27 protein-coding genes are annotated in these 25,633 nt (G+C 64.3%); 17 read left to right on the top strand and 10 right to left on the bottom strand.

Annotated elements, in window-relative coordinates; translation table 11 throughout:
- Nucleotides 1-123 precede the first annotated feature (123 nt).
- Nucleotides 124-2,814, bottom strand: a complete 2,691-nt coding sequence (acnA, locus tag LB538_RS27350) for an aconitate hydratase AcnA (RefSeq protein ID WP_224532108.1) — start codon at nucleotides 2,812-2,814, stop codon at nucleotides 124-126.
- 283 nt (nucleotides 2,815-3,097) lie between these two features.
- Between acnA and ccmA the strand changes: the two genes are divergently transcribed.
- The 4 genes from ccmA (at nucleotide 3,098) to LB538_RS27330 (ending at nucleotide 5,410) form a co-directional block, all read left to right on the top strand.
- Nucleotides 3,098-3,700, top strand: coding sequence for a heme ABC exporter ATP-binding protein CcmA (ccmA, locus tag LB538_RS27345; protein WP_224532109.1), 603 nt, complete (start codon nucleotides 3,098-3,100; stop codon nucleotides 3,698-3,700).
- A gap of 193 nt (nucleotides 3,701-3,893) precedes the next feature.
- Nucleotides 3,894-4,559: a heme exporter protein CcmB gene (gene ccmB / locus LB538_RS27340; protein ID WP_224532110.1), complete on the top strand. Its 666-nt coding sequence runs from the start codon at nucleotides 3,894-3,896 to the stop codon at nucleotides 4,557-4,559.
- Nucleotides 4,560-4,676: 117 nt separating this feature from the next.
- Nucleotides 4,677-4,844: a heme exporter protein CcmD gene (ccmD, locus tag LB538_RS27335; RefSeq protein WP_224532111.1), complete on the top strand. Its 168-nt coding sequence runs from the start codon at nucleotides 4,677-4,679 to the stop codon at nucleotides 4,842-4,844.
- A complete protein-coding gene (locus LB538_RS27330; RefSeq protein WP_224532112.1) occupies nucleotides 4,841-5,410 on the top strand; it encodes a DsbE family thiol:disulfide interchange protein in 570 nt (189 codons plus the stop codon). Before ccmD ends, LB538_RS27330 begins: the two co-directional genes overlap by 4 nt.
- A 158-nt stretch (nucleotides 5,411-5,568) precedes the next feature.
- On the opposite strand, the gene LB538_RS27325 is transcribed toward LB538_RS27330, so the two are convergent.
- Complete coding sequence (locus LB538_RS27325) at nucleotides 5,569-5,733, bottom strand: hypothetical protein (protein ID WP_224532113.1); 165 nt, start codon at nucleotides 5,731-5,733, stop codon at nucleotides 5,569-5,571.
- Nucleotides 5,734-6,027: 294 nt separating this feature from the next.
- On the opposite strand from LB538_RS27325, the gene LB538_RS27320 reads away from it, so the two are divergent.
- Nucleotides 6,028-6,948 (top strand): SMP-30/gluconolactonase/LRE family protein, encoded by a 921-nt coding sequence (locus tag LB538_RS27320; protein ID WP_224532114.1) that lies wholly within the window; start codon nucleotides 6,028-6,030, stop codon nucleotides 6,946-6,948.
- A 28-nt stretch (nucleotides 6,949-6,976) separates the two neighbouring features.
- Nucleotides 6,977-7,183: a tautomerase family protein gene (locus LB538_RS27315; protein ID WP_140634900.1), complete on the top strand. Its 207-nt coding sequence runs from the start codon at nucleotides 6,977-6,979 to the stop codon at nucleotides 7,181-7,183.
- A 278-nt stretch (nucleotides 7,184-7,461) separates the two neighbouring features.
- Here LB538_RS27315 and LB538_RS27310 read toward each other — a convergent pair whose 3' ends face one another.
- The 8 genes from LB538_RS27310 to LB538_RS27275 all read right to left on the bottom strand — a co-directional run bounded on the left by LB538_RS27310 (nucleotide 7,462) and on the right by LB538_RS27275 (nucleotide 14,708).
- Nucleotides 7,462-7,995: an NADPH-dependent FMN reductase gene (locus tag LB538_RS27310; RefSeq protein WP_224532115.1), complete on the bottom strand. Its 534-nt coding sequence runs from the start codon at nucleotides 7,993-7,995 to the stop codon at nucleotides 7,462-7,464.
- 37 nt (nucleotides 7,996-8,032) lie between these two features.
- Nucleotides 8,033-8,653 carry a pyridoxamine 5'-phosphate oxidase family protein gene (locus tag LB538_RS27305; protein WP_224532116.1) on the bottom strand — a complete coding sequence of 207 codons (621 nt, stop codon included), beginning with the start codon at nucleotides 8,651-8,653 and terminating at the stop codon, nucleotides 8,033-8,035.
- A gap of 62 nt (nucleotides 8,654-8,715) precedes the next feature.
- Nucleotides 8,716-9,372, bottom strand: coding sequence for a septation protein A (locus LB538_RS27300; protein WP_224532117.1), 657 nt, complete (start codon nucleotides 9,370-9,372; stop codon nucleotides 8,716-8,718).
- 62 nt (nucleotides 9,373-9,434) lie between these two features.
- Nucleotides 9,435-11,060 carry a signal recognition particle-docking protein FtsY gene (gene ftsY, locus LB538_RS27295; protein WP_224532118.1) on the bottom strand — a complete coding sequence of 542 codons (1,626 nt, stop codon included), beginning with the start codon at nucleotides 11,058-11,060 and terminating at the stop codon, nucleotides 9,435-9,437.
- Between the two features lie 14 nt (nucleotides 11,061-11,074).
- Nucleotides 11,075-12,403, bottom strand: a complete 1,329-nt coding sequence (mtaB, locus tag LB538_RS27290) for a tRNA (N(6)-L-threonylcarbamoyladenosine(37)-C(2))-methylthiotransferase MtaB (RefSeq protein ID WP_411909064.1) — start codon at nucleotides 12,401-12,403, stop codon at nucleotides 11,075-11,077.
- Nucleotides 12,403-13,287, bottom strand: coding sequence for a diaminopimelate epimerase (gene dapF / locus LB538_RS27285; RefSeq protein WP_224532120.1), 885 nt, complete (start codon nucleotides 13,285-13,287; stop codon nucleotides 12,403-12,405). The genes mtaB and dapF overlap by 1 nt, the downstream gene beginning before the upstream one ends.
- A gap of 194 nt (nucleotides 13,288-13,481) precedes the next feature.
- Nucleotides 13,482-13,643 carry a DUF1328 family protein gene (locus tag LB538_RS27280; protein WP_031195454.1) on the bottom strand — a complete coding sequence of 54 codons (162 nt, stop codon included), beginning with the start codon at nucleotides 13,641-13,643 and terminating at the stop codon, nucleotides 13,482-13,484.
- A 30-nt stretch (nucleotides 13,644-13,673) separates the two neighbouring features.
- A complete protein-coding gene (locus LB538_RS27275) occupies nucleotides 13,674-14,708 on the bottom strand; it encodes an MBL fold metallo-hydrolase (protein ID WP_224532121.1) in 1,035 nt (344 codons plus the stop codon).
- Between the two features lie 126 nt (nucleotides 14,709-14,834).
- Between LB538_RS27275 and LB538_RS27270 the strand changes: the two genes are divergently transcribed.
- The 11 genes from LB538_RS27270 to LB538_RS27220 all read left to right on the top strand — a co-directional run bounded on the left by LB538_RS27270 (nucleotide 14,835) and on the right by LB538_RS27220 (nucleotide 25,601).
- Complete coding sequence (locus LB538_RS27270) at nucleotides 14,835-15,272, top strand: VOC family protein (protein ID WP_224532122.1); 438 nt, start codon at nucleotides 14,835-14,837, stop codon at nucleotides 15,270-15,272.
- A gap of 197 nt (nucleotides 15,273-15,469) precedes the next feature.
- The gene (locus LB538_RS27265) at nucleotides 15,470-16,009 is read left to right on the top strand and encodes a protease inhibitor Inh/omp19 family protein (protein ID WP_095769531.1); all 540 of its coding nucleotides are present in this window, start codon (nucleotides 15,470-15,472) and stop codon (nucleotides 16,007-16,009) included.
- Nucleotides 16,010-16,273: 264 nt separating this feature from the next.
- Nucleotides 16,274-17,476 (top strand): cell division protein ZapE, encoded by a 1,203-nt coding sequence (zapE, locus tag LB538_RS27260; RefSeq protein WP_224532123.1) that lies wholly within the window; start codon nucleotides 16,274-16,276, stop codon nucleotides 17,474-17,476.
- A gap of 287 nt (nucleotides 17,477-17,763) precedes the next feature.
- Nucleotides 17,764-18,732: a malate dehydrogenase gene (mdh, locus tag LB538_RS27255; RefSeq protein WP_224518094.1), complete on the top strand. Its 969-nt coding sequence runs from the start codon at nucleotides 17,764-17,766 to the stop codon at nucleotides 18,730-18,732.
- Between the two features lie 27 nt (nucleotides 18,733-18,759).
- Nucleotides 18,760-19,953: an ADP-forming succinate--CoA ligase subunit beta gene (gene sucC, locus LB538_RS27250; RefSeq protein WP_140846348.1), complete on the top strand. Its 1,194-nt coding sequence runs from the start codon at nucleotides 18,760-18,762 to the stop codon at nucleotides 19,951-19,953.
- A 4-nt stretch (nucleotides 19,954-19,957) separates the two neighbouring features.
- Complete coding sequence (locus LB538_RS27245) at nucleotides 19,958-20,329, top strand: cupin domain-containing protein (RefSeq protein WP_224532124.1); 372 nt, start codon at nucleotides 19,958-19,960, stop codon at nucleotides 20,327-20,329.
- 3 nt (nucleotides 20,330-20,332) lie between these two features.
- On the top strand, nucleotides 20,333-20,830 hold the full coding sequence (locus LB538_RS27240) for a DUF1579 family protein (protein ID WP_224532125.1): 498 nt from the start codon (nucleotides 20,333-20,335) through the stop codon (nucleotides 20,828-20,830).
- 77 nt (nucleotides 20,831-20,907) lie between these two features.
- Entirely contained in the window at nucleotides 20,908-21,204 is a 297-nt protein-coding gene (locus tag LB538_RS27235) for a hypothetical protein (RefSeq protein WP_140846351.1), read from the top strand.
- Complete coding sequence (locus tag LB538_RS27230) at nucleotides 21,131-21,547, top strand: PIN domain-containing protein (RefSeq protein ID WP_095769536.1); 417 nt, start codon at nucleotides 21,131-21,133, stop codon at nucleotides 21,545-21,547. Before LB538_RS27235 ends, LB538_RS27230 begins: the two co-directional genes overlap by 74 nt.
- Before the next feature lie 27 nt (nucleotides 21,548-21,574).
- On the top strand, nucleotides 21,575-22,477 hold the full coding sequence (gene sucD / locus LB538_RS27225) for a succinate--CoA ligase subunit alpha (RefSeq protein WP_224532126.1): 903 nt from the start codon (nucleotides 21,575-21,577) through the stop codon (nucleotides 22,475-22,477).
- Between the two features lie 136 nt (nucleotides 22,478-22,613).
- Complete coding sequence (locus LB538_RS27220) at nucleotides 22,614-25,601, top strand: 2-oxoglutarate dehydrogenase E1 component (protein ID WP_140846352.1); 2,988 nt, start codon at nucleotides 22,614-22,616, stop codon at nucleotides 25,599-25,601.
- Nucleotides 25,602-25,633: the final 32 nt, after the last annotated feature.

Raw genomic sequence — 25,633 nt, 5'->3', positions numbered from 1 at the left:
AGGCAGTAGGCAGTAGGCAGTAGGCAGTAGGCAGTAGGCAGTAGGCAGTAGGCAGTAGGCAGTAGGCAGTAGGTGTCCTGTTTCCCTACTGCTTACTGCCTAAGCCCTACTCCCTTGCAGCTGTTAAGCAGCGAGATCCCGCAGCACGTACTGCAAGATGCCGCCATTCTTGAAGTAGTCGAGCTCGTCCAGCGTATCGATGCGGCAGACGATCGGCACGTTCTTCACCGTGCCGTCGCCGAAGGTCACCTTGGCGACCATCTTCTGGCGCGGCTTGATCGTGTCCAGGCCGTCGATCTCGACCAGCTCGTCGCCCTTCAAATTGAGCGAGGCCCATGAGGTGCCGTCCTCGAAGACAAAGGGGATGACGCCCATGCCGACCAGATTGGAGCGGTGGATGCGCTCGAAGGACTGGGCGATAACCGCGCGGACACCAAGGAGATTCGTTCCCTTGGCCGCCCAGTCGCGGGAGGAGCCGTTGCCGTATTCGACGCCGGCGAAGATCACCAGCGGCACGCCTTCCTGCTTGTATTCCATGGCGGCGTCGTAGATCGACATCTCCTCCTTCGAAGGATAGTGGATCGTGTAGCCGCCTTCGCGGCCGTTCTCGCCCAGCATGTGGTTGCGGATGCGGATGTTGGCGAAGGTGCCGCGCATCATCACCTCATGATTGCCGCGCCGCGTGCCGTACTGGTTGAAGTCGGCGACGCCGACGCCATGCTCAGTGAGATACTTGCCGGCCGGCGAAGCGGCCTTAATCGAACCGGCCGGCGAGATGTGGTCGGTGGTGATCTTGTCGCCGAAGAGACCGAGCACCCGCGCGCCCTTGATGTCGCCGATCTTGCCGAAGGCGCGGCCCATGCCGGCGAAATAGGGCGGGTTCTGCACATAGGTCGAGTGGTCGTCCCAGGCGTAAGTCTGGCCTTCCGGCACCTTGACCTTCTGCCAATAGGCGTCGCCCTTGAAGACGTCGGCATATTTGCGGGCGAACAGCTCGCGGGTGACGTTCTTCTCGATGAACTCCTGGATCTCGGCCGAGGTCGGCCAGATGTCCTTGAGATAGACCGGCCTGCCGTCGCTGCCCTCGCCGAGCGGCTCGGTCGTCAGATCCCTGGTCACCGTGCCGGCCAGCGCATGCGCGACCACGAGCGGCGGCGAAGCGAGGTAGTTCGCCTGCACGTCCGGCGAGACGCGGCCTTCGAAGTTGCGGTTGCCGGACAAGACCGCGGCGGCGATCAGGCCCTTGTCGTTGATGGTCTTCGAGATCGGCGCCGGCAGCGGGCCGGAATTGCCGATGCAGGTGGTGCAGCCGAAGCCGACCAGATTGAAGCCGATCTGGTCGAGCTCCTTCTGCAGGCCGGACTTTTCGAGATATTCGGCCACCACCTGGCTGCCCGGGGCGAGCGAGGTCTTCACCCACGGCTTCTGCTTCAGGCCGCGCCGGTTGGCGTTGCGGGCCAGCAGGCCGGCGCCGATCAGCACGCTCGGGTTCGAGGTGTTGGTGCAGGAGGTGATGGCGGCGATGACGACGTCGCCATGGCCGAGATCGTGATCGGTGCCCTCGACGGCGTAGCGCTTCGAGATCTCGGCGGCCTTCTTGTATTCGGTCTCCATCGCCTTGGCGAAGCCGGCGGGGATGTCCTGCAGGGCGACGCGGCCCTCGGGACGCTTCGGGCCGGCCATCGACGGCACCACATCGCCGAGGTCGAGCTCGAGCAGATCGGTGAAGACCGGGTCGGCCGAGCTGGCGTCACGCCACATGCCTTGCGCCTTGGAGTAGGCCTCGACCAGCGCGATGCGGTTTTCCTCGCGGCCGGACATGGTGAGGTAACGGATGGTTTCGGAGTCCACCGGGAAGAAGCCGCAGGTGGCGCCATATTCCGGCGCCATGTTGCCGATGGTGGCCCGGTCGGCCAGCGTCATGTTGGAGAGGCCGGGGCCGAAGAACTCGACGAATTTGCCGACGACGCCCTTCTTGCGCAGCATCTGGGTGACGGTGAGCACCAGGTCGGTGGCGGTGACGCCTTCCTTGAGCCTGCCGGTGAGGCGGAAGCCGATGACCTCGGGCAAAAGCATGGAGACAGGCTGGCCGAGCATCGCGGCCTCGGCCTCGATGCCGCCGACGCCCCAGCCCAGCACGCCGAGACCGTTGATCATGGTGGTGTGCGAATCGGTGCCGACGCAGGTGTCGGGATAGGCGACGGTTTCGCCGTCCTCCGAATTGGTCCACACCACCTGTCCGAGATATTCGAGGTTTACCTGGTGGCAGATGCCGGTGCCGGGCGGCACGACTCGGAAGTTGCGGAAGGCCTGCTGGCCCCATTTCAGGAACTTGTAGCGCTCTTCGTTGCGCTCATATTCGAGCTCGACATTGCGCGCGAAGGCCATCGGCGTGCCGAACTCGTCGACGATGACGGAGTGATCGATGACGAGATCGACCGGCACCAGCGGATTGATCTTTTCCGGGTCGCCGCCGAGCGCCTTGATGCCGTCGCGCATGGCGGCGAGGTCGACGACCGCCGGAACGCCGGTGAAATCCTGCATCAGCACGCGGGCCGGGCGATAGGCGATCTCGACGCCGGCGGTGCCCTTATCGGTCAGCCAGGCGGCGACCGCCTGGATCGATTCCCTGGTAACCGAGCGGCCATCCTCGTTGCGCAGCAGGTTCTCCAGCAGCACCTTCATCGAATAGGGCAGCCGGGCGATGCCGGTGAGGCCGTTCTTCTCGGCCTCAACGAGGTCGAAATAAACATAGTCCGCGCCACCTGCGGTCAGGGTGCGGCGGCAATTGAAACTGTCGAGAGATTTCGTCACGGCGATCCGTCCTTGTCTGTTCAGCCTGAAAGGGAACGGACGCCGTTGGCATGCAATCACGCGCAAAGGTGCGGGTACGGCCATTTCCGCTGTCCGCTCCCAAGCAACCCGAGCCGTTCAAGGCGGCGCGTGCGCTGGTTCGGCGCTAATTCTGATCCCGCGCCGACCGCTGGCACGGATGAACCGCATATAGAGAATTTCCCGGAATAGTTCTAGACAGTCGAAAGACGATTTTGCGTGAGCCGGGAACGGCCGCGGAACGGTGCTTTCGGGACGGGCAAAAATGCGGCTGATCGCCGAAAATCTAGGCGGTGAGCGCAGCGGCGAGACGGTCTTTCCCAACATCGGCTTCGCGCTGGAAAAGGGCGAGGCGCTTATCGTCACCGGGCCGAACGGCGCGGGCAAATCGACGCTGCTGAGAATCGTCGCCGGGCTGCTGCCGGCCGCCGGAGGCAAGGTGCTTGTCGAGGGCGGCGGCGAGGCTTTCCCGACGGTCGCCTCGGCTTCGCATTATCTCGGCCATCTCAACGCAATGAAGACGGCGCTCAGCGTCGAGGAGAATCTCGGCTTCTGGCGCGCCTTCCAGGGCGAGCCGGGGCTGGACGTCGAAGAGGCGCTGGAGACGGTGGCGCTCGGCGGGCTCGGGCATCTGCCCTTCGGCTATCTGTCGACGGGGCAGAGGCGACGCGCGTCGATCGCCAAGCTTTTGGTCAGCCGCCGGCCGGTCTGGCTGCTCGATGAGCCGACGGCGGGACTGGACAAGGCCTCGGAGGAGCGGTTCGCGGGGCTGATGCGGAGGCATCTCGACGATGGGGGGATCGTGGTTGCGGCGACGCATCTGCCGTTGGGGCTGGAAGGAGCGAAGGTGTTGAGGATGGGCGATTGATGTCGGCGCGAGGCACCCCCCTCTGCCCTGCCGGGCATCTCCCCCTCAAGGGGGGAGATCAGCAGCTCAGGCGCCCCATTTGCCTTGCTACGCTGGAGATTGGCGAAAGCCGAGGCGACATCCAATCTCCCCCCTTGAGGGGGAGATGGCCGGCAGGCCAGAGAGGGGGGCCTGGGCGCGGGCATCTCAAATCATGCTAGCCCTCTTCCTCCGCGACATGCGCCTTTCCATCCGCGTCGGCGGCGGGGCACTGATCGGCGTGATTTTTTTCCTCGCCGTGATCGTCACCATCCCGTTCGGCGTCGGTCCCGATCTCAACCTCCTGTCGCGCATCGGCCCGGCCATCCTGTGGATCGCCGCCCTGCTTGCCTGCCTGCTCGGGCTCGACCGGCTGTTCCAGGCCGACCGCGAGGACGGCTCGCTGGATCTCCTGGTGCTGAACAACGACCGCCACATGCTGGCGTTGACGGTGCTGACGAAATGCCTGGCGCACTGGACGGGCAGTGTGCTGCCGCTGGTGGTCGCGGCACCTCTGCTCGGCCTGTTCATGAATATGGCGCCGCTGGGCATCGGCGCCACGGCGCTCACGCTTCTCGTCGGCACGCCGGCCATCACCTTCATCGGCGCGGCGGGCGCCGCGGTGGCGGTGGCGCTGCCGCGCGGCGGATTGCTTATTTCGGTGCTGGTGCTGCCTTTGACCATTCCGGTGCTGATCTTCGGCGTTTCGGCAAGCTATGGCGCGGTGGCCGATCCGGCGCCCTTCCTGCAGCCTTTCCTCATTCTTGCCGCGCTGACGCTGTTTCTTGCGGTGCTCGGTCCACTGGCGGCAGCGCTGGCGTTGCGGCACGGGACGGATTGAGGCGACGAAGACGTTGCCTCACTGCGGCACCGCGGCAAATTGCGGACCGGCCAGCGCGGGGTTATGGAAAGACATGATCGGAACGGTTGACATGGCTATGAGCAGGGAGCGGTCGCTATGAGCGCGCACGCCCTGTTCGTCACTGCCGCCTATGCCATCACGGCCGTCGTGCTCGCCGGGCTGATCGGCTGGATCCTGCTCGACCAGCGGGCGCGCAGGCGTGAGCTTGCGGCACTTGGAGCGGCCGGGGTGCGGCGGCGCTCCGACAAGGCCGTCAAGCCATGAGCCTCGAAACCGAAGCGCCGCGCCGCCGCCTGTTCGTGCTTCTGCCGCTCTTAGTGTTCCTGGGGTTGGCGGGGCTGTTCCTGTCGCAGCTTCTCTCGGGCCGCGACACCTCGGAAATCCCCTCGGCGCTGATCGGCCTGCCGGCGCCGCAGACCGACTTGCCGCCGCTCGAAGGGACGAGCCTGCCGGGGCTCGCGTCAAAAGACTTTGCCGGCAAGGTGACGCTGGTCAACGTGTTCGCGTCCTGGTGCGCGCCGTGCCGCGAGGAGCATCCGGTGCTGCTCGGCCTGTCGCAGGACAAGCGCTTCACGCTCGCCGCGCTGAACTACAAGGACCAGCCGGAAAACGCCCGCCGCTTCCTTGGCGATCTCGGCAATCCGTATCAGGCGATCGGCGTCGATCCGGCCGGACGCGCGGCGATCGACTGGGGCGTCTATGGCGTGCCGGAGACCTTCCTCATCGGCAAGGACGGCAAGATTGCCTACAAGCATGTCGGGCCACTGACGCCGGAGTCGGCGCGGGACCTGCTGCTGCCGCAGATCGAGAAAGCGCTGTCGGCACGTTGATATTCAGTTGAGGCCGGCCTGCAAGTGGCGGCTTCCTGCGCTTCCGGTGCTCACGTACTGAAAGTACGCTCCGCTCCGGTTCTCGGCAGCCACCACTTTCGACTCGGCCTGACCTGAATCTCAACGCGCCGCAAAGTCGTGCCGGGGGTCGAAAAGGATCAGCCGTAGATCTGCTTGTGGATCTGGTAGAGCATTTCCGAACGGTCGGCGCGCAGATCGGCGAGATCGCGGCTGGACAGGTTCTCGATTTCGGCGACGAGGCGGTTGTAGTGACGGCGCTTGGCGATGCTGGCGCGGGCGCGGGAGACAAGATTGTCGAACATGACAGGGTTCCTTTCATGCCGCATTGGCGCGGCCGGTTGTTCCTCCCTGACGATTGCGAGCATGACATAGGAATGGTGCGTTGCAAAAGAAAGATGTTGCAATGCACCATTGCAACCAGCGCATAGCCGGTTAACCGCAAGCTAACGGGCCATGCGTCCGGCGTGGCATACGAGACCGGTCCGCTTCACGCAGTTCTCATCCGTTTTTGTCATACAAATTGCTGGCGTGCCGTCTTGCCAGAACGGCTGCGGGCTGGCTTGATCCGCGCGTCACCTGATGCCGGGAGGAAATTGATGGCGGCCGCAGACTATTACGAAATTCTAGATTCGCGCTTTGCGCGCCTGTTCAACGGCAGCGCGCAGGTGGAGAAGCTGTTCACCGGATGCCGCTGGGCAGAAGGACCGGCCTGGTTCGCCGCCGGCCGCTATGTCGTCTGGTCGGATATTCCAAACAACCGCATGCTGCGCTATGACGAAACCGACGGCAGCGTCAGCGTGTTCCGCCAGCCGTCCGGCAATTCCAACGGCAACACGGTCGACCGGCAGGGCCGGCTGGTGACCTGCGAGCATTCCGGCCGCCGCGTCAGCCGGACGGAATTCGACGGCTCGGTCACCACCATCGCCGACAAATGGAAAGGCAAGCGGCTGAACTCGCCCAACGACGTGGTGGTGCGCTCCGACGGCTCGATCTGGTTCACCGATCCGAGCTACGGCATCGACACCGACTATGAGGGCGACAAGGCCGAAAGCGAGATCGGCGCCTGCAACGTCTATCGCGTCGATCCCGAGACCGGCGATGTCGAGGCGGTCATCACCGACATGGTGCGGCCCAACGGGCTCGCCTTCTCGCTCGACGAAAGCCTGCTCTATGTCGTCGATACCGGCCGCACGCATGGCGAGAAGAATCCGGCGCATATGCGCGTCTTCAATGTCGGCAAGCACGGCAAGAAGGTTTCCGGCGGCAAGGTGTTCGCCGACTGCACCGCCGGCCTGTTCGACGGCTTCCGGCTCGATGCGGACGGACGCATCTGGACAAGTGCCGCCGACGGCATCCATTGCTACGACCCCGACGGCACGCTGATCGGCAAGGTCAAGGTGCCGGAGGTGACCGCCAACTGCGTGTTCGGCGGCAACAAGCTCAACTGCCTCTACATCGCCGGCACCACCTCGCTCTACATGGTGCGGCTCATGGTGAACGGGGCCAAGACGTACTGACAGCGAGGCATATCAGCGGGAGAGAAAAATGCCGTTCGTCAACATCCGCATCGTCAAGGAAGTGATCGCCGCCGATCCGGCCGGCAAGAAGGCTGACATCGCCAAGAAGGTGACTGCGGCCATCATGGACGCCACCGGGCTCGGCAACGACGACGTCTGGGTGGTGTTCGAGGAGGTCAACGCCCGCGACTGGTTTGTCGGCAAGACCGATGTCGAGACGCGGCGGAAGGGGTAGGGCTCTTCCTTCTCCCCTTGTGGGAGAAGGTGGCCTCGCGAAGCGAGGTCGGATGAGGGGTGTTCCAGCCTGGCGACGCCGTTCGTCCAGCGATGAGGTTGCCGTCGTCTCACTCCGCTGGAACACCCCTCATCCGTCTCGGCGCTGCGCGCCGATCCACCACCCGGCCCTTCGCAGGCTCAGGGCGTTCGAAGCTCGAAAAGCCAAGCAATTGGCTTTTCGTCCGCTAAAGCGGATCGCTTCTCACCCCACAAGGGGAGAAGGGGAAGACGCGCCACTCATCGTCCGCCAATAAACCCCACGAAAGCCTCGATCGCTCCACGTATCGCCCTTCGGTGCGCATCCTCCGCCAAAATAGCCTCCACCTCGGCCGGCTTCTTGCCCAGCAGCGCGATCTCCAACGTCCTCTCCTCATCCATCGCGAAGGACATCGTCCGCATGATCTCGGCAAGCGCTGCCCGCGCATAGAGCGAGCGGGGCGAGGCGTGGACCAGCATCGCCGGCTTGCCGACGGCGGCGTCGCGCGAGACCAGCCAGTCGAGCGCATTCTTCATGCCGCCCGGCACGCCATGCGCATATTCCGGGCAGGAGACGATAACGCCGTCGGCGCGGGTGATCATCTCGATCAACTGAGCCGCTTCGGGCGGCGTGCGCTCGCCCTCGTCGTCGGGGTTGAAGATCGGCAAGCGGCCGAGGCCATCATAGACCTGGACACGGCAGGCCGCGGGGGCATTGGTGGCCAATGCCGCAACCAGGGCCGAGTTGGTCGAGGCGGCGCGCAGGCTGCCCGATATGGCGATGATCTCGATCAAGGGAGAGCCGGACGAAGGGTTGAGTCGTCCGGCAAGCCTACCACATGGTCTGGCGGTAATCGTGGTCCAGCTCGCGGTCGATCTCGCCGGCGCTTTCGCTGAGTGCCAGCTGGTCGCGGATGATCTGGCCGAGGGTCGGCAGGGTCACGCGGTCGTACCAGGTCTCCGGCTTCCACAAATCGGAGCGCATGAAGGCCTTGGCGCAGTGCATATAGGCGGCCTTGACCGTCACCAGGATCACGCTCTGCGGCTCCTTGCCGTCGACGGCCAGCCGTTCGCGCAAGGTCGGGTCGACGGTGATGCGGGCGTCGCCATTGACGCGTAGCGTCTCGTTCATGCCGGGAATGAGGAAGAGCAGTCCGACCGATGGGTTGCGGATGATGTTTTCCAGCGTGTCCAGCCGGTTGTTGCCTGGACGGTCGGGAATGGCGATGGTGGCGTTGTCGAGGATGGCGGTGAAGCCGGGCTTGTCGCCTTTCGGCGTCACGTCGGCATTGCCGGCGCCGTCGGAGGAGCCGATCAGCACGAAGGGGCTCTTGCCGATGAAGGATCGGCAATGGCCGTCGAGGACTTTGAGCTCCTTGCGGATAGAGCCGTCGGTCGGCCGGGGCGTCTTGTAGATCGTCCTCAGCTCGTCATGCGTGGTGAGGAATTCCATGCTGCCCCTCATTCTGGCGCAATTCCGGACGGAAACCGCTGCACTCTTTTCCTGGAATTGCTTTAATTCCCGGCCTTCTCTTCCTTGGCTTTTTCCTCCAGCGAGTGGCGCATGATCAGCGGCATCTGGCTGAAGGTGAACAGCAAAGTGATCGGGATCGTGCCCCAGACCTTGAAATAAAGCCAGGTCGCCTCGGAAAAGTTGCGCCACACGACCTCATTGAGCACGGCGAGGAACAGGAAGAACAGCCCCCAGCGGAAGGTCAGCTTGCGCCAGCCTTCGGCATCGAGCTGGAAGGCGGAATCGAAGACGTAGCCGAGCAGCGAGCGGCCGAACAGCAGCCCGCCGAGCAACGTGACGCCGAACAGCGAATTGATGATCGTCGGCTTCATGAAGGCGAAGGTCTTGTCCTGCAGGTAAAGCGCCAGCGCGCCGAAGACGAACACGACGATTGCCGAGACCAGCGGCATCAGCGGCAGGCTGCGCGTCAGCAGCCAGGAGACGCCGAGCGAAAGCGCGGTGGCCACCATGAAGAAGGCGGTGGCGATCAGGATCGGTTCGCCGAGATGGGCGAGCACCGGGAATTTCTCGGCCAGCCACTCGCCGCGAATGGTGGTGAAGAAGAACACCAGGCCAGGGCCAAGCTCGAGCAGGAACTTCAAGCCGGGGTTGATCGGCTTGCGGCGTGGATCGGACGGGTCGCGTTCGATGATGTTCATAAAAGTCCTTCTTGCGCACGATCTGGCCGAAAAGCAGGCGGCCTTGCAAGATCGCGCCTTGTTCAAGCCACGCCGGCGATGGCTCTCGCGAATTCGCTGGCGGAAAACGGTTCAAGGTCGTCGACCTGCTCGCCGACGCCGATGAAATAGACCGGCAGCCGGTGCTTGGCGGCGATCGCCACCAGAATACCGCCGCGCGCCGTGCCGTCCAGCTTGGTCATCACCAGACCGTTGACGCCGGCGACGTTGCGGAAGATCTCAACCTGGTTCAGCGCGTTCTGGCCGGTGGTGGCATCGACCGTCTGCAGCACCGTGTGCGGCGCTTCGGGATCGAGCTTACCCAGCACGCGCACGATCTTCTCCAGCTCGGCCATCAGCTCGGTCTTGTTCTGCAAGCGCCCGGCCGTGTCGATGATCAGCACGTCGGAGCCGGCCTCCTTCGCCTTCTCGAAGGCGTCATAGGCGAGGCCCGCCGCATCGGCGCCGAGCTTGGAGGCGACGACCGGCGATTTCGTGCGCTCGCCCCAGATCTTGAGCTGCTCGATCGCGGCGGCGCGGAACGTGTCGCCGGCGGCCAGCATCACCTTGAGGCCGCCATCGGTGAGCTTGGCGGCCAGCTTGCCGATGGTGGTGGTCTTGCCGGTGCCGTTGACGCCGACGACCAGGACGACATGCGGCTTGTGGCTGAGGTCGAGCTCGAGCGGCCTGGCGACCGGCGCCAGCACCTTCTCCACCTCCGCCGCCATCACGGCGCGGACTTCGACGTCGGAGACGTCGCGGCCGTAGCGGCTGGAGGCAAGCGAATCGGTGACGCGCAGCGCGGTTTCCAAGCCAAGATCGGCGCGGATCAGCACGTCCTCCAGGTCCTGCAGCGTGTCCTCGTCCAATTTGCGCTTGGTGAAGACGCCGGCGATGTTGCCGGTAAGCTCGCGCGATGAGCGGGCAAGCCCTTCGCGCATGCGCTGGAACCAGGAGCGCCGCGGCGCCAGCTCCGGCGCCTTCACCGGCTCGGCCTTCTGCTCGACCTTTTTTGAGACCGTTACCTTGCCGGCAGAGGGCGCGGGTGTCGGCGGCGACGGCAAAGCCTCCGGCTCCGGTGCGATCTCGGCATGGATCGGCTGCAGCTCGACGGGCGCGGGCTGTCGAATAGGAGGCGCGATTTCCGCTACGGCTTCGGCGGATGGTTCCACAGAGGGCGGCGCCGCTGGTGGCACCTCGATGGGCACTGGCGTTTCGACCGGGACTTCGGCAGGCGGCGTCGGCACTTCGACCGGTGGCTGCTCAGGCAGCGGTTCCGGACGCGAAGGCTCGATGTCAGGTTGCGTCGGCGCAGGTGCGGGCACTTCCTGCGGAGTAGGTTCGGGCGTCGGCGCAGGTAGAGGCTCGGGTTGTGCCGGCGGCACTTCCTCGGGGGCCGGCGGCTCCGGCTTCTCGGGCGCCGGCTGCGGCTCTTCTTCCGGCTCAGGCTGCGGCAGCGGTTCCGGCTCGGCGGGAATGGTGGGCTCTGGCACCGGCGGGATGGATGGAGCAGGCTCGGGCTTCGGCTCTTCGGGAACCGGTTGAGGCTCAGTCTCCGGCTTCAGCGCGTCCAGCGCGTCCCACTTGATCGGCGGCAGCGCTTCGTCGACGCGCTCCTCGACGACCTCTTTCCTGCCGAACGAAAATATCTTCTTGAAGAAACCAGCCATACGTCTCGCAGTTCTCAGGCGGCTTGCGCGGCAAGCGGAGCCGCAATCAGCCGGGCGCCGTCATGGCCGGCGACCATGGCCTCGACGATCTCGCCGGGCGCGCCGGCGGCGATCGCGGCCAGCGTAAAACCTTCGGTACGGCCGAGCCCGTCGCGCTCGACCAGGATCGATTGCCGTGTACCGGAGAGCGACGCCAAATGATGGCGATAGGCGGTCTCGCCGGCGGCGCGCAGCCTGGCGGCGCGCGCCTTCACCACCTCACGGCGGACCTGCGGCATGCGCGCGGCCGGCGTGCCTTCGCGTGGCGAGAACGGAAAGACGTGGAGATGCGTCAGGCCGCATTCCTCAACGATTTTCTCCGAATTCTCGAACATCGCCTCGGTCTCGGTCGGGAAGCCGGCGATGATGTCGGCGCCGAAGACGATGCCGGGACGCAGCTTGCGCACGTCCTCGCAGAAGCGGATCGACTGGTCGCGCAAATGCCGGCGCTTCATGCGCTTCAGGATCATGTCGTCGCCCGATTGCAGCGACAGATGCAGATGCGGCATCAGCCTCGGTTCAGCAGCGATGGCGTCGAGCAGGTCGTCGTCGGCCTCGATGGAATCGATGGAGGACAATCTCAGCCGCTTCACGTCAGGCACCTGGCGCAGGATGGTCTTCACCAGCTTTCCCAGCTTTGGCGCGCCCGGCAAGTCGGCGCCGAAGCTAGTCATGTCGACGCCGGTCAGCACGATCTCGGCATAGCCGTTGCCGGCGAGGCGCTTGACCTGCTCGACCACCGCGCCCATCGGCACGGAGCGCGAGTTGCCGCGGCCGTAAGGGATGATGCAGAAGGTGCAGCGATGGTCGCAGCCATTCTGCACCTGCACGAAGGCGCGCGCGCGGCCCTCGATGGCGTCGACCATGTGGCTTGCCGTCTCGCGCACCGAAAAAATATCGTTGACGCGCGCCTTCTCGGTGTCGTTGACGCCGAAATCGGGCAGCGCGCGGTAGGAGTTGGCCTTGAGCTTCTCCTCATTGCCGAGCACCAGGTCGACCTCGTCCATTGCGGCGAAATTCTGCGGCTCGGTCTGCGCCGCGCAGCCGGTGACGATGATGCGGGCCGAAGGGTTCTCGCGGCGGGCCTTGCGGATCGCCTGCTTGGCCTGGCGCACCGCTTCCGCCGTGACGGCGCAGGTGTTGAAGATGAAGGCGCCGCCATTGAGCTCGCCCAGGCCGGCGCTTTCGGCCTCGCGGCGCATCACTTCGGATTCATAGGTGTTCAGCCGGCAGCCGAAGGTGACGACGTCGATACCTGTCATGGTGGAGGCTTCGGATACCACGCCTTTTTGAAGGGCGGACATCAGGCGGCGCTTTCGGTGTCGCGGGCCCAGGCGCCGGTCGAGGGATCGAAGCTGCCGGAAAATTCCCATTCGGCGGCACCTGTCAGGATGACGTGATCGTCGTCGCGCCATTCGACATTGAGCTCGCCGCCGCCGGGCGCGAGCAGCGAGACGCTGCGGCCGGTGCGCCTGGTACGGGCCGCCGCGACCGCGGCGGCGCAAGCCGCCGAGCCGCAGGCCTTGGTGAGGCCGGCGCCGCGCTCCCAGGTACGGATGATCATGGTTTCGGGCGAAGTCACCTGGGCAATGGTGATATTGGCGCGCTCGGGGAAGATCGGATGGTTTTCGAGCAGCGGGCCGAAGCGGTCCAGCTCATAAGACCAGACGTGGTTGTCGACCCAGAAGATCGCGTGCGGGTTGCCCATCGACACCGCCGAGGGCGAATGCAGCACCGGGGCATCGATCGGGCCGATCTGCAGCTCGATCATGCGGGTGTCGCGGAACTCTTCCGCCAGCGGGATCTCCTGCCAGCCGAAACGCGGCTTGCCCATGTCGACCGAAATAAGACCGTCCGCATGCTCCTGCGCGTTCAAGACGCCGGCGCGGGTCTCGAAGGTGAAGCTCTTGTTGCCCGTCTCGGCGGCCAAAGCCTGCACGACGCAGCGCATGCCGTTGCCGCAGGCCTGCGCGCTGGTGCCGTCGGAGTTCAAGATGTCGATATAATAGGCCGTGCCCGGCGTCTTCGCGTCGTGGATCGCCATGATCTGGTCGAACTTCGTCGCCGCGTCGCCATTGAGGGCGATCGCGGCCGCCGCCGTCACCTTGTCGGCGCGGCCGCGCATATCGGCAACGATGATCTCGTTGCCGATGCCGTTCATCTTGGCGAAGGGGGCGCTGCCTGCCATCTAACCGGTCGTTCCAATCCGTTGGCCAATCCGTTTGGGCGCTATATGGCGGAAACGGGCGGGAATTACCAGTCCGGCGTGGCTCTGGCGACGACGAAGAAGAGGCCGCGCAGCGACCGGTCGTGCAGCGACGACCAAGTGGTCGCGCCAGCGACGACCTGGCGGTCGCGCCAGCGACGACCAAGTGGTCGCGCTTATGTTACCGCGAAGACGCCGAGCACGATCAGCAGGAAGATGATCAGCACGATGCCGATGAGGATGCGCGCGCCGGTAGCGGCCGCGCCTGCCAAAGCCGGCATGCCGAGCAGGCTCGCGGCGGCGGCGATGATGAGAAGGATGATGATCCACCTGATCATGGGGAAGCTCCAGCGGTTTGCGTCGTCCGATCAACGCGGTTGGCCGGTTTGGGTTCCTTTGTAGATGGCCGGCACGTCCCACAGCTCTCCCGGTCGCATGGCACGGAAACGCTCTGACGGCAGGTCTTCGGCGGCCAAAGCCTCGGCCAGTTTCCGGGCCGGCTCATCGACCGGCTCGTCGGTGAGGTGGAAGGTGCCCCAGTGGCAGCCGGCGGCGAAGGCGGCGTTGCACAGCTTCATGCCCTGAACGGCCTCCTGCGGATTCTGGTGCTGCGGCGCCATGAACCAGCGCGGCTCATAGGCTCCGATCGGCAGGATGGCGAGGCGGAAGCCGCCATGCTTTTCTCCCATCAGCCGGTAGTTGATGCCGTCATGGAAGCCGGTGTCGCCGGCGAAATAGATATTGCCGGCCATCGTCTCGATGACGAAGCCCGCCCACAGCGCCATGCGGCGGTCGCGCCCGCCGCGCGCCGACCAGTGATGCGCCGGTTCGACATGGATGGCGGCCGTGCCGGCATCGAGCCTGTCGCCCCAATCATGCACGCTGAGCCGCATGCCGGGCACCGCGCGGCCGATGATGGCGTCATTGCCGAGCGGCGCGATCACCAGCGGATCGTGTTTCTCCCTCAGCCGCTTCAGCGTGGCGAGGTCGAGATGGTCGTAGTGATTGTGGCTGATCAGGACCAGGTCGATCGGCGGCAGATCGGCAAAGGCAATCCCCGGCGCATTGACCCTCTTCGGCCCGGCGAAGGCGAAAGGCGAGGCGCGCTCCGACCAGACCGGGTCGGTCAGGATATTCAACCCCGCCGTCTGGATGAGGAGCGAAGCATGGCCGACCATGGTGAGTCTCAGCGCGCTGCCTTCCACCCGATCGTCCGGCTTTGCCGACGGATGCGGGCTTGGCCAGGCGGCCGGCCATTTCGCCCGATTGCTGCCGAACTGCCATCTGAGAAGATCGCTGAAGCGCCCGGGCGGCTTGCCGCCGGGATTAAAGAACAAGGCGCCGTCGAAATGATCGCTGGGCGGGCCGTTGTAATAGCGGTTGGCGGTTCTTCTCGCGGCCATTCACTCTCCCGCCGGCTCGGTCCTTCCTGAGATAAGGACGCGCGCGCCTGGCGCAAGCATTTTGCTGGCGAATGCCAACGGGCGAAGCCCCGTTCAATTAGGATCGGGCAGAGAGGGGGAACCGTCATGGCGATGAAGCGAACCAAGACACCGTGGATGAAGGCCGAGGATTTCGGCCGCTCGCTGCCGCTTGGGGTCGGCGTCAACCTGCTGGTTACCGACATGACGGCGATGGAGGCTTTCTGCCGCGACGTGCTTGGTGCCCAGATCATCTATGGCGACGAGGATTTCGCGGCGATCGAGCTGCTAGGCTCGATCTTCATGCTGCACGCCGACCATTCCTATCTGGACAATCCGATGACCGGCGTCACCGCAGGCGCCGAGACTCGCGGGGCCGGTATCGAACTGCGCCTTTACGGCGCCGATCCGGACTCGGTCGAGAAAAAGGCGGCCGCGCTCGGCCACATCGTGCTGGCCGGCTCGATCGACAAGCCGCATGGCTTGCGCGAATGCTACATCGTCGGCCCGGATGGTTATGTCTTCGTGCCGAGCGCCAGGATTTAATATTGACATTTCAATAGACTATAAGGTTTTCAGCGACAGCTTCCCGACTGTGGCCCTCCGCTGCGATAAATTTGCAACAGCCGTTTCGAAAACCCTATTTTAACCATATCGGGTTGAAATTCTGCCACCTTCGCCGTCTTGGTGAAGCGGAGATTACGCGGATGGCTCCCCCCGGCCAGATCCGACGGAGGTGGTAAATGCATTTTTCAAGGACTGGCCTTGTGGCCGTATCGCTGGCCGCGCTCGTTGCGAGCGGCTGCTCGACCTCGCGCTTCTCGTCGATGGACGACCAGCAGCCGGCACCGCTGACCCCGGCGCCCTCCGGCACGGTGACGCAGAATCAGCTGCCGCCGCCGGCTTCCCCCGGCGCCGCCGATCCGTCGCAATTCCCGACCGCTCCGAAGAACACCCAGGTCGCGTCGCTGCCGCCGGACGGCACCGCGCCCGCCGGCGCCACCGATCTCACCGCGGCCAGCGTCGCCGGCGTCTGGAACGTCAATGTCTCCGGGCAGAGCTGCAAGGTGGCGACGCCGCAGACCAAGTTCGGCGCCGGCTACCGCGCCGGTCCGCTGCACTGCCCGGCGCCGATCGACGGCATCAAGTCGTGGAATGTCGCCGGCAAGCAGCTGACGCTTTACGACGAGAACGGCGGCACGCTGGCCAGGCTCTATTCCTCCGGCGGCGAAAAGTTCGATGGCCAGACTTCCAACGGGCAACCTATCTCGCTTACAAGATAACGCGAGGGTGTGCTGATATTCAGGTGAGGCCGGCCTGCAAATGCCGGTTTCCTGCGCTTCCGGCCTTCGCCGGCCGAAGCACTTAGGAGTGGCGTGGTAGTTGAATTAAGGCTATGGCCGGCGTAGACCGGTGCTCACGTACTTCAAGTACGCTCCGCTCCGGTTCTCGGAACCCGCCATTTTCGACTCGGCCTGACCTGAAGCTCAACACACCCTGGCCTTTCCTCAGGCGTTCCGCGCAAAAGAATGCAAAAGACCGGACCCATGCACCTGCGCGACGGTATCCAGACCCACGCGACCGTCAGGCAGCGCTACGAGCATCTCGTCCAAAGCGGCGCGGCCGAGCGCGACCCGGCGCAGGAGCGGATCGTCGCTGCGCTCGACCGGTTGATAGACGAGATCTCGGCCAAAAGGCTGGCGCATAAATCGAGCGCGCTGGGCTGGCTGTTCGCGGCCAAGCGTCAGCCGCGCGAGCCGGTCAAAGGCCTCTACATCCATGGCGGCGTCGGTCGCGGCAAGACCATGCTGATGGACATGTTCTTCGAGCTGTTGCCGGTCCGGCGCAAGCGCCGCGTGCATTTCAACGACTTCATGGCCGATGTGCAGGACCGCATCCAGAAGCACCGGCAGGCGCGTAAGGAAGGCGCGGTCAAGGAAGACGACCCGATCCCGCCGGTGGCGCGGGCGCTGGCCGATGAAGCCTGGGTGCTGTGCTTCGACGAGTTCTCCGTCACCGACATCGCCGACGCGATGATCCTGTCGCGCCTGTTCTCGGCGCTGTTCGCCAACGGCGTGGTGCTGGTCGCCACCTCCAATGTGGCGCCGGAGAACCTTTATCGCGACGGGTTGAACCGCCAGCTCTTCCTGCCGTTCATCTCGCTGCTCGAGCGCAATGCACATGTGATGACGCTGGATGCCGAGAAGGACTACCGCCAGGAAAAGCTCAACCGCCAGCCGGTTTATGTCACGCCGGACGACGCCGCGGCCGAGCGCGCGCTCGACGAGGCCTGGAAGGCGATGACGCATGGCCAGCAGATCGGCGAGGTGACGCTGACGCTGAAAGGCCGCCAGCTCGTCGTGCCGCGCGCCGCCGGCGACGCGGCGCGCTTTTCCTTTGCCGACCTCTGCGAAAAGCCGCTCGGCGCGCGCGACTATCTGGCGATCGCCGGCCGCTTCTCGACCGTTTTCATCGACCATGTGCCGGTGCTGGGCGAAGGCAAGCGCAACGAGGCCAAGCGCTTCATCCTTTTGATCGACACGCTCTACGACCACCGCATGCGGCTGGTGATGAGCGCGGCGGCGCCGCCCGAACGGCTTTATACGGCCAAGCGCGGCACGGAAGTGTTCGAATTCGAGCGTACAGCCTCGCGCCTGGTCGAGATGCAGAGCCGCGACTGGCTGGACGGCTGGGCGGAACGGCGAAAAAAGGAGGTGGCGGCTGCAGAGGTGAGGCAGGCGCAAGCCTGAATTTCGTTCAGCGGTGCCCTGCTTAAGTCACAACCGCGTCATCGCCCGGATGAAGCCTTCTGATTTCGACGTTCAATGTGTAAATTCTCCTCAGTCGGCTCATAAACTTTGACGTTTACGTAATTCCCAGTGCATCTAACCGATTGAAAACGTTAGGCTCAAAATAATCGTTTGAATTTCTTGCGCGCCGGAGTTATTCGGTGCGGCCAAATCTCGCGGTTTCCCGCATCCTTTCGGCCCCTCCGGCCCGTCACGACTTCGTCACAGACAAAGGAAAACATCCTCACATGGCACGCAACAAGATAGCGCTCATCGGCTCGGGCATGATCGGCGGCACGCTCGCCCATATGATCGGCCTCAAGGATCTCGGCGACGTGGTGCTGTTCGATATCGCCGAGGGCATTCCGCAGGGCAAGGGTCTCGACATCGCGCAGTCTTCGCCGGTCGACGGCTTCGATTCCCGGCTGACCGGCGTCAACGACTATGCCGGCATCGAGGGCGCGGATGTGTGCATCGTCACCGCCGGCGTGCCGCGCAAGCCCGGCATGAGCCGCGACGACCTTCTTGGCATCAACCTGAAGGTGATGGAACAGGTTGGCGCCGGCCTCAAGAAATATGCGCCGAAGGCCTTCGTCATCTGCATCACCAACCCGCTCGACGCCATGGTCTGGGCACTGCAGAAGTTCTCCGGGCTGCCGACCAGCCATGTCGTCGGCATGGCCGGCGTGCTCGACAGCGCCCGCTTCCGCTACTTCCTGGCCGAGGAGTTCAAGGTCTCGGTCGAGGACGTCACCGCCTTCGTGCTCGGCGGCCACGGCGATTCCATGGTGCCGATGATCCGCTATTCGACTGTGGCCGGCATCCCGCTGCCCGACCTCGTCAAGATGGGCTGGACCTCAAAGGAGAAGCTCGACCAGATCGTGCAGCGCACCCGCGATGGCGGCGCCGAGATCGTCGGCCTGTTGAAGACCGGCTCGGCCTATTACGCGCCGGCCGCCTCGGCGATCGCGATGGCCGAATCCTATCTCAAGGACAAGAAGCGCGTGCTGCCCTGCGCTGCGCATCTCTCGGGCCAGTATGGCGTGAAGAACACCTATGTCGGCGTTCCGGTAGTGATCGGCGCCGGCGGCGTCGAGCGCGTCATCGAGATCGATCTGTCCAAGGCCGAGCAGAAGATGTTCGACAATTCGGTGGCGGCCGTGCAGGGCCTCACCGAGGCCTGCACCAAGATCGCCCCGCACCTCGCCGGCAAATAAAACGTCCTTCCCCCGGAGACCACGCGCATGAACATCCATGAGTATCAGGCCAAGGCGCTGCTGAAGACGTTCGGCGCGCCGGTCGCAAGCGGCGTTCCGGTGTTCAAAGCCAGCGAGGCGGAAGCCGCGGCAGAAGCGCTGCCCGGCCCGCTCTATGTCGTGAAGAGCCAGATCCACGCCGGCGGCCGCGGCAAGGGCAAGTTCAAGGAGCTCGGCCCCGATGCCAAGGGCGGCGTGCGCCTGGCGAAGTCGGCGGCGGAAGTCGTCGCCAATGCCAACGAGATGCTCGGCCACACGCTGGTCACCAAGCAGACGGGACCTGCCGGCAAGCAGGTCAACCGTCTCTATATCGAGGACGGCGCCGACATCGAGCGCGAGCTCTATCTGTCGATCCTGGTCGACCGCTCGGTCGGCCGCATCGCCTTCGTCGTCTCGACCGAGGGCGGCATGGACATCGAGACGGTCGCGCACGACACGCCGGAAAAGATCGTCACCGTTGCCATCGATCCGGAAAAGGGCGTGAGCGCCGACGACGTGAAGAAGCTCAACGCCGCGCTGAAGCTCGACGGCGATGCGGCGAAGGATGGCGGCACGCTGTTCCCGATCCTCTACAAAGCCTTCGTCGAGAAGGACATGAGCCTGCTCGAGGTCAATCCGCTGATCGTCATGAAGGACGGCCATCTGCGCGTCTTGGACGCCAAAGTGTCGTTCGACAACAATGCGCTGTTCCGCCACCCGGACGTGATGGAATTGCGCGACACTTCCGAGGAGGACGAGAAGGAGATCGAGGCGTCGAAATACGACCTCGCCTATGTCGCGCTCGACGGCAATATCGGCTGCATGGTCAACGGCGCCGGCCTTGCCATGGCGACGATGGACATCATCAAGCTCTATGGTGCTGAGCCGGCTAACTTCCTCGACGTCGGCGGCGGCGCTTCCAAGGAAAAGGTCACGGCGGCGTTCAAGATCATCACCAAGGATCCGGCCGTCGAAGGCATCCTGATCAACATCTTCGGCGGCATCATGAAGTGCGACGTCATCGCCGAGGGCGTGATCGCCGCGGTCAAGGAGGTGGGCCTCAAGGTGCCGCTGGTCGTGCGCCTCGAAGGCACCAATGCCGAGCTCGGCAAGAAGATCATCAACGACAGCGGCCTCAATGTCGTGTCGGCCGACGATCTCGACGACGCGGCCAAGAAGATCGTGGCGGCGGTGAAGGGCTGAGCGGATGCCTCCGCGCAAGATAAACCTGGTCGAGGCGGCGGACGCGAAGATCGCCAAGGTCTTCGATCCGCATATCGCCGGCGACGTCAACGATGCCCAGGCCAAGGTCGCCAAGTTCGGCGAGGTTTTCGACTGGCATGCGCATGACAATGAGGACGAGGCCTTCCTGGTGCTGCGCGGCAGGATCGCCATCGATTTCCGCGACGGGCCGGTAGAGCTCGGCGAGGGCGACTTCATCGTCGTGCCGCGCGGCGTCGAGCATCGGCCGCGCTCGCTGACGAAGGAGCCGGTGGTGCTGATGTTCGAGCCGGCGACGACCTTGAACACCGGCAACGCCCGGAGTGACCTCACCGTCACCGACCTGAAGCGGCTCTGAGCCATGAACGCGTCACCCTTCTCTTCCCTCTCTGACGGTCACCAACGCCTGCAGGCGCTGGTCGGCGCGTGGCGCGGCGAGGAAGAGGTCGCGGCCACGCAATGGACCGACGCCGGTGCGGCGACTTCGGAAGTGCTGGCGGAGGCTGAGTTCGGCGGCCTGTTCGTGGTGCAGCGCTATCGCCAGCGCCGGGACGGCACCGTCTCGTTCGGCGCGCATAATGTGTTCGGCTTCGACCAGCAGAGCGGCCTCGTCACCATGCATCAGTTCGACTCGATGGGGTTCGTGCCGATGTCGCCGGCTACCGGCACGTGGAACGGCAGCGAGCTGATGCTGGAACGCTCGTCGCCACGCGGCGCCGCACGCATGGCGTACAGCTTTGACGGCACTGACGCCTACCGCATGAAACTTCAGTTCAAGCCCGCCGGCAGCGATGCGTGGCAAGACATGGTGAGCGGCCTCTACCGGCGCGTTTCGCCTTCCGAGATGAAGGAAGGCTGAGCGATGGAGATCAGGACGGTTGAAGGGCCACACATAATCACACATATTGTACCTGTGTATTTATGTGGAGACGGACAATGAAGAACGTCACCTTGGCCATTGACGAGGCCCTCCTTGAAAAGGCGCGTGGCCTCGCTGGGCGTCGCCAGACGACGCTCAATGCCCTTATTCGCACGCTGCTCGCGCATGAGGTCGAGCAGGAAGACCGGATCGCCTGGGCGCGGGAAGGCATGCGCAGGTTGATGAAAGAATCGCCGCTCGATCTAGGCCCTGCATACAAATGGAACCGGGACGAGATCTATGCCGAACGAGAGGATAGAATGCTTTCTCGACTCGAACGTCCTCCTGTACGCGGCTTCGGAGAGGACGAGTGATCCTCGCCGCCACGATATCGCGCAAGGCCTTGTCCTCGGGACCGTGTTCGGCGTCTCTGGCCAGACCTTGGCAGAGTTCGCCAACGTGGCAAGGCGGAAGTCGGTCTCGGCCGATGCTGTGGTCGACCAATGGCTGGTCTTTCTCGGCACGCTTCCTTTTGTCCCGGTCGATCAGGCCTATGTCATCGCGGGGCTTCGTCTCGCGCGTCGCTATCAGCTCAAATATTACGACGCGGCGTTGCTTGCAGCCGCGGAACGGCTCGGCGCGCCGATTTTCTACACCGAAGATCTCAACCACAACCAGGTCTATGGCTCGGTCCGGGCCGTCAATCCTTTCTTGTAATCGCTGAATTCAGAGGCGTTCCCACCCATGTCCATTCTCGTCGACAAGAACACCAAGGTCTTGGTTCAGGGTCTGACCGGCAAGACCGGCACGTTCCACACCGAGCAGGCGCTGGCCTATCACGGCACCAAGATGGTGGGCGGCATCCATCCCAAGAAGGGCGGCGAGACCTGGACCGGTTCGAAAGGCGAAAACCTGCCGATCTTCGCCACCGTCGCCGAGGGCAAGGCAAAGACCGGCGCCAACGCCTCCGTCATCTACGTGCCGCCGGCGGGAGCCGGCGAGGCCATCATCGAGGCGATCGAGGCCGAGATCCCGCTCATCGTCTGCATCACCGAAGGCATCCCTGTGATGGACATGGTCAAGGTCAAGGCGCGGCTCGACCGCTCCACCTCGCGGCTGATCGGCCCGAACTGCCCGGGCGTGCTGACGCCCGACGAATGCAAGATCGGCATCATGCCCGGCAACATCTTCCGCAAGGGCTCGGTCGGCGTTGTTTCGCGCTCGGGAACGCTTACCTATGAGGCAGTCTTCCAGACCACCAATGTCGGCCTCGGCCAGACCACAGCGGTGGGCATCGGCGGCGACCCGGTCAAGGGCACCGAATTCATCGACGTGCTGGAGATGTTCCTCGCCGACGACGAGACCAAGTCGATCATCATGATCGGCGAGATCGGCGGCTCGGCCGAGGAAGACGCCGCGCAGTTCCTCAAGGACGAAGCCAAGCGCGGCCGCAAGAAACCGATGGCGGGCTTCATCGCCGGGCGCACGGCGCCGGCCGGCCGCACCATGGGCCACGCGGGCGCGGTGATCTCCGGCGGCAAGGGCGGCGCGGAAGATAAGATCGCGGCGATGGAATCGGCCGGCATCAAGGTGTCGCCGTCGCCGGCGCGGCTCGGCACGACGCTGGTCGAGGCGATCAAGGGTTAAGTGAGTAGCGAATAGTGAGTAGCGAATAGCGAATAGGAAAAACAGAGTAGCAGCGCGATCCGGGCAGTCCCTACTCGCTATTCGCTACTCACTATTCGCTCCAAAAAGGAGACGGAGCCAGGCTCCGCAGACGAAAATGGCAAGACAAGATCAGGCCAACGACCAATTCTCGCTCACCTCATTCCTCTATGGCGGCAATGCCGATTACATCGACGCGCTCTACGCGGCCTATGAGGACAATCCCGCCTCCGTCGATCCGGAGTGGCAGGATTTCTTCGCGGCGCTGAAGGATGACGCGGGCGATGTCCGCAAGAACGCCAAGGGCGCGTCCTGGGCGAAGCCTTCCTGGCCGCTGCAGGCCAATGGCGAGCTGGTCTCGGCGCTCGACGGCAATTGGGGTCTGGTCGAAAAGGCGATCGAAAAGAAGGTCAAGGAAAAGGCCGTCATCAACGGCGCCATGCTTTCCGACGCCGACGTGCACCAGGCGACGCGCGATTCCGTGCGCGCCATCATGATGATCCGCGCCTACCGCATGCGCGGCCACCTGCACGCCAATCTCGACCCGCTCGGCATCGCCAAGCCGCTCGAGGATTATAACGAGCTGTCGCCGGAGAATTACGGGTTCACCGAAGCCGATTATGACCGGCCGATCTTCCTCGACAATGTGCTAGGCCTCGAATTCGGCACCATCCGGCAGATGCTGGATATCCTGACCCGCACCTATTGCTCGACGCTCGGCGTCGAGTTCATGCACATCTCCGATCCGGAAGAGAAGGCTTGGATTCAGGCGCGCATCGAAGGCGCCGACAAGGAGATCACCTTCACCGCCACCGGCAAGAAGGCGATCCTGTCGAAGCTGGTCGAGGCCGAGGGCTTCGAGCAATATATCGACGTCAAGTACAAGGGCACCAAGCGTTTCGGCCTCGATGGCAGCGAGTCGCTGATCCCGGCGCTGGAACAGATCGTCAAGCGCGGCGGCCAGCTCGGCTTGAAGGAAATCGTGCTCGGCATGGCGCATCGCGGCCGCCTCAACGTGCTCTCCCAGGTGATGGCCAAGCCGCACCGCGCCATCTTCCACGAATTCAAGGGCGGCTCGGCGGCTCCCGACGAAGTCGAAGGCTCGGGCGACGTCAAGTATCACCTCGGCGCCTCGTCAGACCGCGAGTTCGACGGCAACAAGGTGCACCTGTCGCTGACGGCCAACCCCTCGCATCTGGAAATCGTCGACCCTGTCGTGATGGGCAAGGCGCGCGCCAAGCAGGATCAGTTGTCCGGCCGTGAGCGCGGCGAGATCGTGCCGCTGTCTGAGCGCGCCAAGGTCATGCCGCTGCTGCTGCACGGCGACGCCGCCTTTGCCGGCCAGGGCGTGATCGCGGAAATCCTCGGCCTGTCGGGCCTGCGCGGGCATCGCGTCGCCGGCACGTTGCATTTCATCATCAACAACCAGATCGGTTTCACCACCAATCCGCGCTTCTCGCGTTCCTCACCCTATCCGTCGGATGTGGCCAAGATGATCGAGGCGCCGATCTTCCACGTCAATGGCGACGATCCGGAAGCGGTGGTGCATGCCGCGAAGGTTGCGACCGAATTCCGCATGAAGTTCCACAAGCCGGTGGTGGTGGACATGTTCTGCTACCGCCGCTTCGGTCACAATGAGGGCGATGAACCGTCCTTCACCCAGCCGATCATGTACCGCAACATCCGCAGCCATAAGACGGTGGTGCAGATCTATGCCGACCGGCTGATCGCCGAAGGCCACGTCACCCAGGCCGAGGTCGACAAGATGCGGGCCGACTGGCGCGCGCATCTGGAAGCCGAATGGGAAGTCGGCCAGCACTACAAGCCCAACAAGGCCGACTGGCTGGACGGCGCGTGGTCGGGCCTGCGCACCGCCGACAACCAGGACGAACAGCGGCGCGGCAAGACCGCCGTGCCGGTGCGCACGCTGAAGGAGATCGGCAAGAAGCTGACCGAGGTGCCGAAGGACTTCGAGGCGCACAAGACCATCCTGCGCTTCCTTGAAAACCGCCGCCAGGCAATCGAGTCGGGCGAAGGCATCGATTGGTCGACGGCCGAGGCGCTGGCCTTCGGCGCTATCCTGCTCGACGGCAATCCGATCCGGCTTTCCGGCCAGGATTCGGAACGCGGCACCTTCTCGCAGCGCCATTCGGTGCTTTACGACCAGCGCGACGAGACCCGCTACATTCCGCTCAACAATCTCTCGGCGGCGCAGGCCGGCTACGAGGTCATCAACTCGATGCTCTCTGAAGAGGCGGTGCTCGGCTTCGAATACGGCTACAGCCTGGCCGAGCCCAAGGCGCTGACGCTCTGGGAAGCGCAGTTCGGCGACTTCGCCAATGGCGCCCAGGTGGTGTTCGACCAGTTCATCTCGTCGGGCGAGCGCAAGTGGCTCCGCATGTCGGGTCTCGTCTGCCTGCTGCCGCATGGCTATGAGGGCCAGGGGCCGGAGCACTCGTCGGCGCGGCTGGAGCGCTTCCTGCAGCTCTGCGCGGAAGACAATATGCAGGTCGCCAACGTCACCACGCCGGCTAACTATTTCCATATCTTGCGCCGACAGCTGAAGCGCGACTTCCGCAAGCCGCTGATCCTGATGACGCCTAAATCGCTGCTGCGCCACAAGCGCGCGGTGTCGACGCTGTCGGAGATGGCGGGCGAAAGCTCGTTCCACCGACTGCTTTGGGACGATGCGCAGCTCTTGGCCGACCAGCCTATCAAGCTGGTGAAGGACTCCAAGATACGCCGCGTCGTGCTGTGCTCGGGCAAGGTCTATTACGACCTCTATGAGGAGCGTGAGAAGCGCGGCATCAACGACATCTACCTGCTGCGCGTCGAACAGCTCTATCCGTTCCCGGCCAAGGCGCTGATCACCGAGCTGTCGCGTTTCCGCAATGCCGAGATGGTGTGGTGCCAGGAGGAGCCCAAGAACATGGGCGCCTGGTCGTTCATCGATCCCTATCTCGAATGGGTGCTGGCGCATATCGATGCCAAGCATCAGCGGGTGCGCTACACCGGACGGCCGGCCTCGGCCTCGCCGGCGACAGGGTTGATGTCGAAGCATCTCAGCCAGCTGGCCGCGCTGCTCGACGACGCTCTCGGCGAATAGGGCGCCGGGCGCGCAAACAGGCCGGACGAAAC

The organism is Mesorhizobium sp. Ca11 (genome assembly GCF_020165275.1).
Lineage (GTDB): Bacteria > Pseudomonadota > Alphaproteobacteria > Rhizobiales > Rhizobiaceae > Mesorhizobium.
This window is presented reverse-complemented; position numbering and strand designations above follow the sequence as displayed.